We start from the raw sequence: 14,230 nt of genomic DNA, 5'->3' as shown, positions 1-14,230 counted from the left end.
TGACAACGACAACGGGGCTTCAAGGGTGGGGCATGAGAACTGAACAAAGGGTTCGGCGCGGTCGTCGTCGAGCCGGCCTGAAACCACGCACGTGGCTGGCGCTGGGGGCGGTCGTCGCCGGGGGCGGCGTGGCTGTGGCGACCGTCGCGATGGCCGGGTCGGGAGGCCGTGCCGGACCGTCGGCTGCGCGGGGACCGGTCAAGACGCATGTCCACTCGCTGTCCCTGACCGGGACCAGTGCGTCGCTCAAGACGCTGGGGGCCCAGTCCACGGCTCCGTTCAGCATGGTGGGTGTCACCTGGAACGGTGCGCACGCCAACCTGCGCGGCACGGTGGAGGTGCGGACCCGTTCCGCTGTCAGCGGCCACTGGACATCGTGGCTGAAGATGCAGCAGCCGGACGACATCCCGGACGCCGCCGAGCTGAACCGTCCCGGTGTGCGTGGCGGGATGTCGCCCATGTGGTCGGGCCCGTCGAACGGAATCCAGGTCCGCGTGACCGGCGCGGGCAAGGCGACCGCGCTGCCCGCCGGGCTGCGGGTGGACCTGGTCGACCCGGGCAAGTCCGCCACCGGCGCGACGCAGCAGTCCGGCATGGACCCGGCGGGATACGCCATGGACGCGACGGCCACCGACACCGCGACGCCGACGGACAGCGTCGCCCCTACCGACACCGCGACGGCCACAGCAGGCAACGACGCTTCGGGAACCCCGACGGCGACGGACTCCGCCTCGCCCACGGACACCCCCACGGACACCCCCACGGACACGGACTCGGCCTCCGTCGCGCCGTCCACCGGGACCTCCGCCTCCGCTTCCGTCTCGCCCAGCGCGTCCCCGACGTCCTGGCCGAGCCAGCTTCCGTCGTTGTCCGAGGCGTACCCGTCCTGCACGACCTCCTCCAGCAGCCCCTCCGCGTCGGCGGCGCCGACCGCGCCGGACCCGATGCCGGCCGGGACCACCTCGACGGTGGCACCGCCGACCGTGGTCACCCGGGCCGGCTGGGGCGCGGACGAGTGCGCCCGCGACACCGGCTACCCGTCGTACGGCTCGGCGGTGAAGGTGATGTTCGTCCACCACACCGACACCCCCAACGACTACTCCTGCGCGGACTCGCCGGCGATCGTGCGCAGCCTCTACGCCGCGCACCTCAGCCAGGGCTGGCGCGACGTCGGCTACAACTTCCTGGTCGACAAGTGCGGCACCATCTTCGAGGGCCGCTTCGGCGGGATGGCGCTGCCGGTCGTGGGCGCCCAGACGTACGGGTTCAACACCAACAGCATGGGTGTGGCCGCCATCGGCACCTACACCGACCTCAGCGGCGGCGACTCCCAGGAGACCTCTTTCACCGGAGCCACGCCGAGCACGGCCCTGCTGAGCTCCATCGCCCGGATCGCGGCCTGGAAGTTCGGCATGACGGGCGTGGACCCCGCCACCGCCACCGCCTCTCTGCCCGAGGGCTCCTCCGACAGCTCCGGCTTCACCCTCGGCAAGAACTACACGTTCAACGTCATCTCCGGCCACCGCAACGGCTTCGCCACCGACTGCCCCGGCAACCAGCTCTACAACGCCCTGGGCACCATCCGCTCCTACGCGTCCGGCCCGGTCAGCGCTGTCTCCGTCTCCGGGCTCGCGGGCGGGGCGGTCAAGTCCGGGACGAGCTACTACACCAAGGGCTCGGCCACGGTGAGCTGGACGACCTCCACTCCGTCCGCGGTGATCTCCGGCTTCGACGTCCTGGTCGACGGAAAGGCCGTGGCACACACCTCCGGCTCCGCTCGCTCCACCTCGATCTCGGTGACGGCCGGCAGCCACACCGTCCAGGTGCGCGCCACCCACGTCCGCGGCTCCACCACGCTGTCCGGCGGCGTCACCCTGGTCGGCGACACCACCGCGCCCACGTTCCCGACCGCTCCCGGCGCGAACCTGCGCACCGGCACGGTCAACTCCACCTCCGTCCCGGTCACGGTGACCTGGAAGGCCGCCGACAACAGGGTGCTGGCCAAGGTGGTGGCGACCTCGCCCTCCTCGGCCACCTTCGGCCCCACTGTCACGTCCTGGGCCACCAGTGCCAAGCCCGGCACCTCCGACCTGTTCGCCCTGAAGGCCTACGACGTCGTCGGCAACAGCGCCGGCGCCTCCGTCTACCGCCAGCCGAGCATCATCCAGGAGACCTCCGCCACCCGCACCGGCACCTGGACCCGTAAGAGCAGCAGTAGCTACCTGGGCGGCTACTCCTACAGCTCGTCGTCCGCCAAGGCCTCGATCAGCTGGACCTTCACCGGACGCTCGGTGGCCTGGATCGTCTCGCGGGCCTCCACTTCGGGCCAGGCGTACATCTACGTCGACGGCACCAAGGTCGCCACCGTGGACCTGAAGTCCTCCACGACCCTCTACCGCCAGGCGATCTGGACGAAGAACTGGTCCAGCTCCGCCAAGCACACCCTGAAGATCGTCGTGGTCGGCACCTCGGGCCGCCCGACCGTCACCACCGACGGCATCGCAACCATCGGCTGACCGGTCTGCCGCACCTCATGCAGGAGCCCTCCGCCCGCGAGAAGTCCGCGGACAGAGGGCTCCTGCGGGCACATCTCCGCTGCACTGACTGCGTCACGGCGCAACGACGTCGGTCCATGCGGGCGGGGCCGACCTGAGGCCGCTGCCCGCCGCACGCTTCGATCAGGGAGCACGGGGCCGGCCAGGGCTGGTAGGAGGACCCCTTCGACGGCTTGGCCTCGGCGCCCCGTTTGCCTTGACTCTCGTGGCGGTCCGGCTGCGACGACCCGCACGCCTGTGGGACGCGCCTGCACGCTTCGATTCGTGCGCTCAGGGACGGCACACCACGCACAAGGGCGACAAGCCCCACCGAGACCAAAACTGAGACCGCCGACAGCCACGTAGCCCGCTCGCGTCGTCGTCGCGCACGCTGAACGTGAAAACCCCAGGTCGGAAGCATTTCCGCCTGGGGTTCAGTGGAGCCGCCTTCGGGATTCGAACCCGAGACCTACGCATTACGAGTTGTCCGATCTTGGTCCAGAGGCGTCCACGGGCGTCCGCCGTGAGGTTCGCGCGCCTGGTCAGAGGCAGTGCCAGACTTCCGTGGACGCCTGCGGACCGCCCTGGAACAGACAGGCGTTGAGACCACAGTTGAGACCACGACCTCTTCGCTCCGAACGCGATCGGACGTCTGGGTGACCTAGGTACGAGACCACCGACCTGTGCATGTTGGCTTCAGAGCTGTCCATGGCCGTCCGGGCGCGTCTCAGTGGGGCTGCCCCGTTTGGCCCCCGGGGACTACTCCCGACAGGTGGGGTGGGAGGAGTCCGTCATGGGTTTGCAACCGCTTGACGTAGAGGTGCCGGACACGTGCCCCTTGAGCCGTGGCTGTCTTGCTGAAGACCCGTCATGAGCCAGCCTTTTGCTGACTATGATCTCGACATGCCGAGCGATAACCGTTCTCTTCAGACTCACGGCCTTTCAAGTCGCGTATATGTCCCCATCCTGGTGAACATCTTCAACGCGAAATACACCAAAGGGGACGAAGTCGTAGAATTCACCCTGGATGATATCCGAGCGGCCGCTCAAGAGCTTGGTATCTCTGTACGGAATCCCGCCGACCTTGCTTACAGGATGCGCTCCCGGACCGTTCTTCCGGAACTGATTCGCAACGAGGGCTTTTTCATCCTCAGTGCGGTAGGTCGGGGAAAGTATCGTCTTGGAAAGGCCGATTCGGCAATCATCGATCTCCCCGAGAACAAGCTGCTCGGCACCCTCGACCTAACCCCACTCCCCGTACGGCGACTTCTACCCGAAAAACTTGCCGAGTTTGACGAGCAAGCTCTACTTACTGTCGTTGGTTACTGTAAGATCCTTGACCACTTCACGGGCCTGACGAACTTCAGGCTTCGTAGTCATGTTCGTAAGAGCGTTCCACGCATCGGCCAAGCCGAATTGGATGAGGTTAGCGTAGCGATTGCTCAGCGAGAAGACGAACAGCCCGTGATAGTTCCGGTTGAAGCGAAAGCCGTAGCCGACGCAATCAACCGCGTTCAGATCAGCGCTATGGTTTCATTCTGTGAAACCTACTTCCCAGGGCATGAGGTGCGGCCGCTTGCGATCAAAGTGGATTACGAATCCATTGTCCACGTGTTGGAATTCAACGCCACCGAAGAAGCAGCAGACTTGACTATTCTGCGCTCCGCAGCTTACGATATCCACCTGTCTGAAGCACAGATTGAACTTATCCGGCAAACCGATCAGAGGCTCTTGTGACACCAACGGCGATCGATCTATTCAGTGGTTGCGGAGGACTTTCCACAGGGCTACTGGATGCCGGAGTTCAGGTGGTGGCCGGCTTCGATAAGGATGCCCCAAGCATTCGAGCTTTCGATTACAACCATGCATATCGGGGCTGCTCAGGGCATGTCTTGGATCTTGCAGCGGCCAGTGGTGAAGGGCTACTAAAGCTCGCCGGTGTGAGTGAGGTCGACATCCTAGCTGGTGGCCCTCCTTGTCAGCCATACAGTATCGCTGGCAAGCGCATGGGTCTTGAGGACGAGCGAGGCGGTCTAGTTCATCGCTTTGCTGACCTCGTCAGTGAAATTCGACCGCGCGTTGCCCTCTTTGAGAACGTGCCCAACTTCGCAAGATTCGACGAGGGCCGTGTCCTTGAGAGCCTAATCGAAATGATCGAGCAGTCCGGGTACACTGTGCGGCATGCCATTCTAAATGCTGCAGACTACGGGGTTCCGCAAGGGCGGAAGCGTGTGTTCGTTGTCGGTATTGCAGGGAAGCACAAGTCTTTTGATCTTCCCCCTCTTCCCACTCATTCCGAGGTGCCGAGTCTGTTCGGTGAGACTCAGGCATATCGCACGGCTAAAGACGCGATCGGTGACTTGCCGGATGTTTGGGAAGAAGCGGCCAAGGACATTCCGAACCACGAACCAACCATGCACAGCGAAAAGATGCTGGAGGCTTTTTCTCGCCTAGAACCGGGGATGCGGGACAAAAAGTCTTTCCATGACCGGTTGCACCCAGACCGCCCGAGCTTCACCTTGCGGGCAGGGTCCGGAAACTTCTCGCCTCTGCGGCCTGTTCACTACAAGTATGACAGGGTTGTGACGGTGCGCGAGAGTGCCCGGATTCAAGGATTCGAGGACTCCTTCATTTGGCCCGATCCATTGCCGAGGCTGCAGCAGTATCGCCAGGTGGGTAATGCTGTTCCGCCACCGCTCGCGCGAGCCGTTGTCGAGCACATTGCCCAGTACCTGGGTTGGGAATTGAAACCCGAGAAGACAAAGGGCGACCCTTCAACCAGGCCGCCCGCCTTCACGACTACTCATGAAGATCGCCATGCAGAGCGAATGACTCGTCTACGAGGTGCATCCTTGGGGCGGGGTTGAGAACGTGAACGTATAATAGAGTAGTGGCACGTGAGCGAAGGTCGTGGGCATCGAGTGATCGCGTGCGCGCAAGCATGCGATCGAATCGCAGTCGCGATACTGCCCCGGAACTTAAACTGCGGCGGGCTGTGCATTCCCGGGGGATGCGGTACTTCGTATGCCGGCGGCCTTTGCCTTCGGTTCGTCGTACAGCGGATCTCGTCTTTCCCCGTGCCAAGGTAGCTGTTTTCCTGGATGGTTGCTATTGGCATGGATGTCCACAGCATTGCGTACTCGCGGGCCGCAACCCTGATTACTGGGTGCCCAAGATTCAGCGCAACAAAGAGAGAGATCGCCAAACAGACTCTTTGCTGCGCGATGCTGGGTGGGTGTCCATTCGAATTTGGGAGCACGAGGATCCAAACCTCGCAGCAGAAAAGGTGCTGGGCGTGGTGACCTTGCGTCGTGCTGAGTCGGGACGGAAAGCGCGCTTACTGGCCTAACTGTGCCAAATGGGTCACTGAGGCAGGAATCCCGGCTTTTCCTGTCCGAGTGCCTGCAGGCGGGCAAGGTACTCTCGCGCCGCGGGCTCCGTCGCATACCGGCGCTTCATCTCGGCAGCAAGCTCCCGGCTTGTCATGATGAGTGACGGCACCGACTGCCGCTCCCCTTCAAGGGCCTGTTCCCCCATGATGAGTGCCTGCTCCAAGTCGCCCTCACGTGCCGCTGTCACGCCCAGCGTGACGCGGGCTTCCGCGTTGCGCATAGGTGAGCGTTCGGTGCCGTCGAAGTCTGTTCCCGCCCTCAGCACCTCTTCGGCGAGCGTGCGCGCAAGCTTGTCTTCGCCGACCAGGCGGTAGCAGTCCATCGCGTAGAAGTCGAACTTGGCTGGGTCCACCACGAAGTGGTTGTCCAGGTTCTCGGGGTACGGCATCCCTTCGAGCAACCGCCGCCCCTTGTCCAAGGCCACCTCGACTTGCCGGCGGTCCCCGATCCGCGCCCACGCCTTGGCTTCCTGGGCCGCGAGCTGCACGGCCACGCCGTGATGCTGCGCCGTCTCGGCTCCGGCCTGTGCCGCTGCGATGACGCCGCGGTAGTCGCCGGTAGTTAGGGCGAACCATGCACGCATCTCGTGCGCCCACCCGGCGACCTCCGCATTGTCAGCCTCGGTCGCGAGTGAGAGCGCGGCTTGTCGCGTCGACTCGGCCGCGTGGCGGTCGCCCGTGTCGTACTCGACACAGCCGACCAGCAGCGCGAGCCAACCGGACAGTGCGAGAACCTCGCGGTGCTGCGCGAGCGTGAGGCTCTTCGTGTGAAGCTCGACGACACGACGAAGCCACTGACGCCCCTCGATGAGGAGCTGTTCGCTCGGCATGAACGGGTACTCGGAGGCGAGCCGGTCCGCCGTGATCCGCAGGGCATCGAGCGTGGCATTGTCGACGTCGGACCGGTTGAGACGGCTCACGATCTCCAGCGTCTCCATTCCGGACGCTGCCAGGATCTCCTTGTCCCCGTCCCGCCGAGTGGGCGCCGGGAAGAGTGCGTGAGTCACTGTGCCGAAGAGGGCCGCGATGATCGGCTGGTAGAAGTCGTTCGGCATCTGACCTGACTCCCAGCGCTTCCACTGGCGAATCATGCTGTCTTCAGCGGGCAGCTCCGTCGGAGCGTGCGCTCGCAGTGCCCTCACTGCCTGGCGCTGCGACCAGTCGCGCGCCATTCGTTCGGCAGCGATACGCCGCGCCCATGCAGGCCTGTCGTCGGTCATGCGCCCTCCTCTGAGTGCCTACTCCGAGTCTCGCGCGCGAGCAGGGGGGACAGGGAAGGGGACAGGGGGGTGTCACTGGACATGTCCCCACCTCCGCTCCGCCGTCCCCTGGCTGTCACTTACTCCACAACTCCCGTTCCCCGCATGCTGGTTGCAGATCACGCACCACCCGGGGCGGAGCGTTCTTCGAGCGCTGCGACCCGTTCAGCCAACGCCTGAATCTGGGAGCGGATTTCTTTGATGTCGTCGCGTACGTCGCCGGTGGGGGCCGACCCGTCGCCGACGAAGTTACCGAGGTTCCCGGCCGAGACGATGAGCCCTTCGGCTCGGAGTGCGGCCAACCCGTTCTGGATGGTCTGGCTCGCGAACCCGAATCGGTCCATCAGCTCTCGCTGCGACGGGAGCTTGTCCCCCGGCTTCATCTTCTTGATGTCGTCGCGTAGTGCGTCCGCGACCTGCACTGCTTTCGGCTTGGGGCCTCCTGTGACAGTCATGCTCTGAGCGTACCCACCACAGCGAACTAGCGCGCATCACCCCACAGGGGTTGTGCACCACAGCAGACTAGTGCAAGCTAGTCAGCAAGAGGTCGCCCGGAACTTCGGGGATAACGGCCGCTTGACCTGCATGAATGGTTCGGGACTGCCCGTATGACTGCCGCTTGCGGCGGTCGGAAGGCGGCTTAGGCCGCGCGCCGCGGGCCCCGCGCTGATCGCACCTTGAGAACTCAACAGTGGACCGAGGATCTACCGCCTGTCCTCAGCACCAAGAAGGCGGCCCGCGCGGCGCAAGACCCGCGCAATTGATCCTGCCAGCGGGCCCGACCTGGCGTTTCGTGCCGTCGGCCCCGCTCGCTTCCAGAACTGCCCCGATGGTCGTAGGCCGGGTTCGACTCCCAGCCGGGGCACTCACCCCTGCCGCATCCCGCGGCCCGGGGCTTCCGGAGTGGTCGTCGTCTCACCACACGCCTGCGGCCACTCCGGCCTCGTGTCCCTCCGACTGAGGAGCAGCAGTGAACCAGAACGACCTCAACGACATCGGTCACCGCATCGCGTCCGCTGCGCTGGAGTTCGCCCCCGGCTACCGGCCGACCGCCAGTCAGAAGGCTGACGCCGCCACGATCCTGCGCGACATGATCCAGGCGGCTGAGATCCACGGCGTGACGTTCGCGGATTTCGACGCCGTTGCGCACTTCGCCCGGCTGGCCATTCAGCTCGTTCAGTCTCGCGACGAGAGCCGGTGACCGCTGTGGATGCCGCCACCTTCGCCGCCGTGTTCGTCTCCCTGTACGTCGCCCACAGCGTGGGCGACCACTGGGTGCAGACCTCGCACCAGTCCGCACACAAGGGCCGTCCCGGCTGGGTCGCCCGTCTCGCGGACACCCGGCACGCCGCAACCCTGACCGCCACCAAGGTCGCCGTTCTATTGCCGGTCGCGTGGCTGCTGGACCTGCGCCTGTCGGTGCTCGGCACGGTCGCCGGGCTCGGCATCGACGCCGTCACGCACTGGTGGGCGGACCGTCGCAGCACGCTCGCGTGGCTGGCCAAGGTGACTGGCAAGGGCGAGTTCTACCGGCTCGGAGCCCCGCGCGCCGGCCATGACGACAACCCGCACATCGGCACCGGTGCGTACGCCCTTGACCAGTCCTTCCATCACCTGTGGCTGCTGGTCGCCGCACTGGTCATCGTCACCGTCTGACCCTCGCACTACCGCTCCGATGGTCGTAGGCCGGGTTCGACTCCCGACCGGGGCACTCACCCCTGCCGCGCTCGCGGCCGGGGCTCGGAGTAGCCGCCGTCTCACCAACACGCCTGCGGCTCTCCGGCTCCCTGTCCCTCCAATCAGGAGCCCTGACATGCGTACCTTCATCGGGCATCAGCAGGCAGTCACTACCGACGAGTTCGTGGAACTCGCGCTCGGCACCCCGGTCGAACTGTGGCTCGGAGTCGATGGTGAGACTGAGGAGGAACGCGCGGCCCGTTTGGACGCGGCCCGCGACATCCTCGCCGACAACCCCGGCCTTGCCGACGACGTGGCCCGCATCGCTGCCGAGTTCATCGACACGCACCCGGAGCTGTTCGACGTCGTTCCGCTGCCGCGTCCCGTCCGGCGCCGTGCGACGCGCAAGGCGGTGGCGGCATGACGACTCAGCCCATCGAGCGTCCGTCCGTGCCGCCGTTGACTCGCCCGGAAATGGGGCTCGCCGGCCTCGGAGCGCTCGCCGCTGCCGGAGTCGGCGCCCTCGGTCTGATCTCCTCCTTCGACGCGGTCTGCGCTGCCGCGACCCGGTGGGGCTTCGGCGAGCCGTGGATGCTGCCGGTCGGTATCGACGTGGCCATCCCCGTATTCACCGTGGCCAACCTGCTGCTGATCCGCATGGATATGGCGCTCGCGTGGGTGCGGTTCGTGCCCTGGGCGCTCACGCTGATCACGTGCGGGCTGAACATCGCGGCCGGACACTCGCTGACGGCCAAGGTCGCGCACGGCACGATGCCGCTGCTGTGGGTGGTGTTCTCCGAGATCGGCGCGCACATCTACGCCGTGCGGATCGGCGCCGTGACCGGTCGACGCATGGAGAAGATCCGGTTCTCCCGTTGGCTGCTCGCCTTCCCCTCCACCTTCGCGCTGTGGCGCCGCATGACCCTGTGGGAGGTCACCTCCTACTCCGAGGCGCTGGCACGGGAGAAGGAACGGCAGTTGGCGCGCGCAGACCTGCGCGAGCGGTACGGCCGCAAGTGGCGCTCGAAGACGCCGCGGCGCGAGCGTGTGATGCTGCGCATGGGCGAACTGGCCCCCGCTGGCGAGCAGGAGACGCCCGAACCGCCCCCGTTGGAGAATCCGCCGGCACCGCTGGTCGACCCCAAGCCGCGCCCGCGCCGACAGCCCAAACCCAAGGGCAAGGCCAAGACACAGCGCACCTTCGAGGAGCTGCTGACCGAGTCGCGCGCGGCCACCGCGGAGTGGACCGAGGCGGAACTGACCGCGGACCGCATCCGCACCGCCGTGCACGTCTCGCAGGCCAACGCCCGCAAGTTGCGGGATGAGTTGAAGGCGGAGCGCGCCAACAGCCGTCCACTGCACTCCGTAAACGACTCGGAGGACGACGGCACGGCGGCTGAGGCTGCCTGATGTTCGCCAAGTGCTTCGACCCGACCGGCGCGAGGCACGGACTGCCCACCTACCCGTGGCGCTGCGCCCCCGACGGACTCGCCACCAAACGGCAGTTACGGGCTCGCGGCTTACGGCCCGGTGGGCAGTCCATCGCAGCGCAGATCATGCGCCCGCGCTACCGGCGCGGCCCGCTGGTCGCCTACCTCTACCGCGTCGACCGCGCCAAGCCCGTCCGGCCGATGACGCCGGGCAAGTGGGCCGCGCTCGCCAAGGCGAACCGCGCCCGCCGCACCTGCCCACTGTGCCGACAGGACGCCGGATACGTCATCCCCACCTCGCTCGGCATGTGCGTGCCCTGCGCCTACCCCGAGGAACAGCGCGCCGCCTGAACACCCCGCCCCACGATCCGGCGGGGCACGTCCGCTCACCTCCTACAGCGACGGGCCGGCCCCGCCTTTCCCTCGATTGGAAGGGACCTTCAGTGAAGCACCCCGACGACGACAACGAACTCTTCAACCGACTGGAAGCCGAGATGGCTGCCGACTCCGGGGGCGAGGTAGTCGACCTCGATAAGGCGCGGTCGGCCCGTACCGAGTCGGTCGACCCGACCGCCCGACCCGACACCGACCCGTCGGCCGACTCCGACACCGCGCGGTCGGGTGCCGAGTCGGCCGACCCGACGGCACCTGTGATGGTCGACCAGTCGACCCCGCGGGCGACCGGTCCGGGCTACCTCGGTCGGCTCGCGGGAGCACACCGCCGTGCGGTCGTTCCCGAGTGGCTGCGGTCGGTGGCGGAACTTCGAACCGCCGCGGCGTGGGTGGCTCGCCACTACGCCCACGCCGCCGGGTATCACGCGCTGCGTGCCCCGGTCTACGCCGCCCGCCTCACCCTCCAGGCCCCCGCGGGCGCCGCGAAGTTCGTGGGCGGCACCATGCGGTGGGTGGCCGACCGCGAGGGCGAGCCGGTCCGACTCGCCGCGGTCCGCCGTGAGGACGCCGCGGAGTACCTGAAGCTGTCGCGGCAGCGCGACGGACGCGTCCGACTGCGCACCCTCGTGGCGGTGCTCGCGATGTTCGTCGGACTGGGCGCCGCGCTCGCGATGTACGTGCTCGCCCCCGACTGGCTTCAGGCGGTGTCGGTGAGCGCGGTCGTGATGGCGCTCGGGTTCGCCGGACGCAAGGCCGATGCCCCGGTCATCCACAGGGCTGTGGAACTGCCCAAGGCGACCAAGCTCACCAGTGACATCGTGCTGCGTGCGCTCGGGGCGCTCGGCATCCCCGCCATCAACCAGGCGCAGGCCAAGGGCCGCGACGGGTTCGAGTTCACCGCGCCCATCACTCGTGATGGCCCCGGCTGGCGCGCGGAGGGCAACCTCCCGTACGGCGTCACGGTGACCGACGTCATCGAGCGCCGCGACCGGCTGGCGTCCGGCCTGCGCCGCCCGCTCGGCTGCGTGTGGCCCGAGGCGGTGCCGGATGAGCACACCGGTCACCTCGTGCTCTGGGTCGGCGACCAGGACATGTCTCGCGCCAAGCAACCCAAGTGGCCGCTGCTCAAGTCGGGTTCGGTGGACCTGTTCAAGCCGGTCGCCTACGGCACCGACCAGCGCGGACGCTGGGTCGACGCGACGCTGATGTACATCGCGGGCGTCATCGGCGCCATCCCGCGCATGGGCAAGACCTTCCTACTCAGGCTGCTGCTGCTCATCGCCGCGCTGGACCCGCGGGCGGAGCTGCACACCTACGACATGAAGGGCACGGGCGACCTTGACCCGGTCGGCGACGCCGTCTCGCACCGGCACGCCGCGGGCGACGACGACGAGTCCATCGAGTACTGCCTGAACGACTTCCGGGCGCTGCGCGAGGAACTGCGGCGCCGCACCAAGGTGATCCGCTCGCTTCCGCGAGATGTCTGCCCGGAGTCGAAGGTGACCAGCGCCCTTGCCGACAAGCGCTCCCTGGGGCTGCACCCGATCGTGATCGGGGTGGATGAGTGCCAGGTGCTGTTCGAGCACCCCGAGCACGCCAAGGAGTTCGAGGAGATCGCAACCGACCTGGTCAAGCGCGGTCCGGCCACCGGCATCGTGTTGCTGCTCGCCACCCAGCGCCCGGACGCCAAGGCGCTGCCCACCGGCATCAGCGCGAACGCGTCGGCCCGGTGGTGCCTGAAGGTCATGGGCCAGCTCGAAAACGACATGGTGCTCGGCACGTCCGCCTACAAGCGCGGCGTGCGGGCAACCATGTTCGCCTGGGGTGACAAGGGCATTCACTACTTCGTCGGTGAAGGCTCGGACGCCCGGATCGTGCGCGCCATCTACGTCGACGGTCGCGACGCCGAAGCCATCGGCGCCCGCGCTCGCCGCCTGCGCGAGGAGGCGGGCACCCTGTCCGGGCACGCGCTCGGGGAGGCACCCGAGCCGGTCACCAGCGCGTATGACCTGCTGCGCGACATCCTCGCGGTTGTGCCGGCCGATGAGCCCAAGGTGTGGTCCGAGACCGTCGTCGCCCGGCTCGCAGAGCTGCGCGAGGAGGTCTACGACGGCTGGGACCCCGAGGGACTGGCCGCGGCCCTGAAGCCGCACGGCGTCTCCACCATCCAGGTGGGCCGCCGCGTCAAGGGCAAGGTCGTCAACCGGCGCGGCATCGACCGCTCCCACATCGTCACCGCAATTGCGGAGCGTGACGGAAAGCGGGACGCGGGCTGAGGCTCCGGGGTCGCTAGCGCTAGCGGCACACACCGCTAACGTTAGCGGCCCCGCTAGCGCCCCAAACTCCCTCTGATCAGGCCGCTAGCGGATAGCGGCCCATCAGCGGAAACCCCCGAAACCCGCCTGGAAGGGCCCGTCATGACCCCTGTCCTACTCGCTATCACCCTGCTTCTCGGCGTAACGCTGTGCTACGTCGCCGTGTGTGCCGCCTCACCGTTCGGCAACTGCCGCAAGTGCAACGGCTGGGGCTTCGCCATGAAGACCGACCGCAAGGGCCGCATGAAGCGCGGGAAGGACTGCCGCCGCTGCAAGGCCACCGGCAAGCGCATACGCGTCGGCCGCTGGCTCTACAACCGCTGGGCCCGCATCTACCGCGCAGGCACCGGCTGACAGGAGAAGACAGACGACCGCCCGCCATAAGACGGACCCCGCAACACGCAGTGGCCAGGTGGGCGCGGTCGCCGGTCAATGCCCCGAGCTTGCCAGCACCCGGGGCTCGAAGAGCGTATCCACCCGTCCACCTCGCCCGAAAGCGAGTTTCTCTGCCGTGATCTTCGACATCTCTGCCGTGCTGCTGTTCGGCGCCGCGTCCGCGCTCGCCGTCAAGACCAAGTCCGCCGGAGGCGGCTCGGCCATCGTCCTGTTCCTCTTCGGCTTCTTCGCCGCCGGGACCGGCGCGTACGAGCCCATCCACAACCTCGTGCAGGCGGGCGCCGACGCCCTCAGCAACCTCGGCTGACAGGAGACCGCAACCATGAACGAACCCGCCAAGCCCCTCGTGACCGGCCGTCGTGAGGCGACCGTGGAAGTCCACCGGCCCACTCCGCTCGCCCCGGTGCAGTCGGCGCCGGTCGTACCGGTGCAGTGGGGCACGCTCCCGGCGGTGACGAGCATCGTCCTGCCGGACGGACGCGTCGTCACCGGCTACACCCTCGAACCCGCCAAGCCCGAACCCGTCACGACCAAGCCGCCCGTCTCGCGCGCGGCGGTGAACATCGCCCTCGGGGGCATCGGGTTCGGTGCCGTCTGTGGCGGACTGTTCCTGCTCACCGCGTTCATCACCGCGCTGACCGCGCTCATCACTCAGCTCATCACCCTCGCCGCCGTCATCTTCGGCGGGTGGGTCGCTGTGCAGGTACTCAGCGCGAGCGGCCACCGCAGCGGGACCACGGTCAACATCCGCAAGGCCGTCTTCAAGCGCAATCACTTCCACGGCTAGCTTCGCCCGAGGCGGGCGCCGTCTCACCACAAGCCTGCGCCCGCCCCG

General features: G+C 67.1%; 15 protein-coding genes. 13 read left to right on the top strand and 2 right to left on the bottom strand.

Annotated features, from left to right (window positions below; genetic code table 11):
• Positions 1 to 128: 128 nt before the first annotated feature.
• From ABZ876_RS06745 to ABZ876_RS06730, 4 genes are all read left to right on the top strand, one after another.
• Positions 129 to 2,516, top strand: a complete 2,388-nt coding sequence (locus ABZ876_RS06745; RefSeq protein ID WP_361775278.1) for a peptidoglycan recognition protein — start codon at positions 129 to 131, stop codon at positions 2,514 to 2,516.
• 888 nt (positions 2,517 to 3,404) lie between these two features.
• Positions 3,405 to 4,271 carry a hypothetical protein gene (locus ABZ876_RS06740; protein WP_361775276.1) on the top strand — a complete coding sequence of 289 codons (867 nt, stop codon included), beginning with the start codon at positions 3,405 to 3,407 and terminating at the stop codon, positions 4,269 to 4,271.
• Complete coding sequence (locus tag ABZ876_RS06735; protein ID WP_361775273.1) at positions 4,268 to 5,401, top strand: DNA cytosine methyltransferase; 1,134 nt, start codon at positions 4,268 to 4,270, stop codon at positions 5,399 to 5,401. Before ABZ876_RS06740 ends, ABZ876_RS06735 begins: the two co-directional genes overlap by 4 nt.
• A 23-nt stretch (positions 5,402 to 5,424) precedes the next feature.
• Complete coding sequence (locus tag ABZ876_RS06730) at positions 5,425 to 5,883, top strand: very short patch repair endonuclease (RefSeq protein ID WP_361775270.1); 459 nt, start codon at positions 5,425 to 5,427, stop codon at positions 5,881 to 5,883.
• A gap of 14 nt (positions 5,884 to 5,897) precedes the next feature.
• Here the strand turns inward: ABZ876_RS06730 and ABZ876_RS06725 are convergent, their stop codons facing one another.
• Positions 5,898 to 7,145: an XRE family transcriptional regulator gene (locus ABZ876_RS06725; RefSeq protein WP_361775267.1), complete on the bottom strand. Its 1,248-nt coding sequence runs from the start codon at positions 7,143 to 7,145 to the stop codon at positions 5,898 to 5,900.
• 158 nt (positions 7,146 to 7,303) lie between these two features.
• Positions 7,304 to 7,639: a winged helix-turn-helix domain-containing protein gene (locus ABZ876_RS06720; protein WP_260845392.1), complete on the bottom strand. Its 336-nt coding sequence runs from the start codon at positions 7,637 to 7,639 to the stop codon at positions 7,304 to 7,306.
• 515 nt (positions 7,640 to 8,154) lie between these two features.
• Between ABZ876_RS06720 and ABZ876_RS06715 the strand changes: the two genes are divergently transcribed.
• The 9 genes from ABZ876_RS06715 to ABZ876_RS06675 all read left to right on the top strand — a co-directional run bounded on the left by ABZ876_RS06715 (position 8,155) and on the right by ABZ876_RS06675 (position 14,182).
• On the top strand, positions 8,155 to 8,385 hold the full coding sequence (locus ABZ876_RS06715) for a hypothetical protein (protein ID WP_361775264.1): 231 nt from the start codon (positions 8,155 to 8,157) through the stop codon (positions 8,383 to 8,385).
• 5 nt (positions 8,386 to 8,390) lie between these two features.
• Positions 8,391 to 8,840, top strand: coding sequence for a transcriptional regulator (locus tag ABZ876_RS06710; protein WP_361775603.1), 450 nt, complete (start codon positions 8,391 to 8,393; stop codon positions 8,838 to 8,840).
• A gap of 157 nt (positions 8,841 to 8,997) precedes the next feature.
• Positions 8,998 to 9,285 (top strand): hypothetical protein, encoded by a 288-nt coding sequence (locus ABZ876_RS06705; protein ID WP_361775262.1) that lies wholly within the window; start codon positions 8,998 to 9,000, stop codon positions 9,283 to 9,285.
• Positions 9,282 to 10,271, top strand: coding sequence for a DUF2637 domain-containing protein (locus tag ABZ876_RS06700; protein WP_361775260.1), 990 nt, complete (start codon positions 9,282 to 9,284; stop codon positions 10,269 to 10,271). Before ABZ876_RS06705 ends, ABZ876_RS06700 begins: the two co-directional genes overlap by 4 nt.
• Positions 10,271 to 10,642, top strand: a complete 372-nt coding sequence (locus tag ABZ876_RS06695) for an RRQRL motif-containing zinc-binding protein (RefSeq protein WP_361775257.1) — start codon at positions 10,271 to 10,273, stop codon at positions 10,640 to 10,642. The genes ABZ876_RS06700 and ABZ876_RS06695 overlap by 1 nt, the downstream gene beginning before the upstream one ends.
• A gap of 92 nt (positions 10,643 to 10,734) precedes the next feature.
• A complete protein-coding gene (locus ABZ876_RS06690; protein ID WP_361775254.1) occupies positions 10,735 to 12,960 on the top strand; it encodes a cell division protein FtsK in 2,226 nt (741 codons plus the stop codon).
• A gap of 141 nt (positions 12,961 to 13,101) precedes the next feature.
• Complete coding sequence (locus ABZ876_RS06685) at positions 13,102 to 13,353, top strand: hypothetical protein (RefSeq protein ID WP_361775251.1); 252 nt, start codon at positions 13,102 to 13,104, stop codon at positions 13,351 to 13,353.
• Between the two features lie 157 nt (positions 13,354 to 13,510).
• On the top strand, positions 13,511 to 13,702 hold the full coding sequence (locus tag ABZ876_RS06680; protein WP_361775248.1) for a hypothetical protein: 192 nt from the start codon (positions 13,511 to 13,513) through the stop codon (positions 13,700 to 13,702).
• A gap of 15 nt (positions 13,703 to 13,717) precedes the next feature.
• The gene (locus ABZ876_RS06675) at positions 13,718 to 14,182 is read left to right on the top strand and encodes a hypothetical protein (protein WP_361775245.1); all 465 of its coding nucleotides are present in this window, start codon (positions 13,718 to 13,720) and stop codon (positions 14,180 to 14,182) included.
• Positions 14,183 to 14,230 lie beyond the last annotated feature (48 nt).

Source organism: Streptomyces sp. NPDC046931 (assembly GCF_040644655.1).
Taxonomy (GTDB): domain Bacteria; phylum Actinomycetota; class Actinomycetes; order Streptomycetales; family Streptomycetaceae; genus Streptomyces.
This window is presented reverse-complemented; position numbering and strand designations above follow the sequence as displayed.

Excerpts from the sequence above, each read along its gene's own strand:
- ABZ876_RS06685 (WP_361775251.1), top strand. The coding sequence starts at position 13,102 with ATGACCCCTGTCCTACTCGCTATCACCCTGCTTCTCGGCGTAACGCTG.
- ABZ876_RS06725 (WP_361775267.1), bottom strand. The coding sequence starts at position 7,145 with ATGACCGACGACAGGCCTGCATGGGCGCGGCGTATCGCTGCCGAACGA.
- ABZ876_RS06740 (WP_361775276.1), top strand. The coding sequence starts at position 3,405 with ATGAGCCAGCCTTTTGCTGACTATGATCTCGACATGCCGAGCGATAAC.
- ABZ876_RS06720 (WP_260845392.1), bottom strand. The coding sequence starts at position 7,639 with ATGACTGTCACAGGAGGCCCCAAGCCGAAAGCAGTGCAGGTCGCGGAC.
- ABZ876_RS06675 (WP_361775245.1), top strand. The coding sequence starts at position 13,718 with ATGAACGAACCCGCCAAGCCCCTCGTGACCGGCCGTCGTGAGGCGACC.
- ABZ876_RS06695 (WP_361775257.1), top strand. The coding sequence starts at position 10,271 with ATGTTCGCCAAGTGCTTCGACCCGACCGGCGCGAGGCACGGACTGCCC.
- ABZ876_RS06705 (WP_361775262.1), top strand. The coding sequence starts at position 8,998 with ATGCGTACCTTCATCGGGCATCAGCAGGCAGTCACTACCGACGAGTTC.
- ABZ876_RS06700 (WP_361775260.1), top strand. The coding sequence starts at position 9,282 with ATGACGACTCAGCCCATCGAGCGTCCGTCCGTGCCGCCGTTGACTCGC.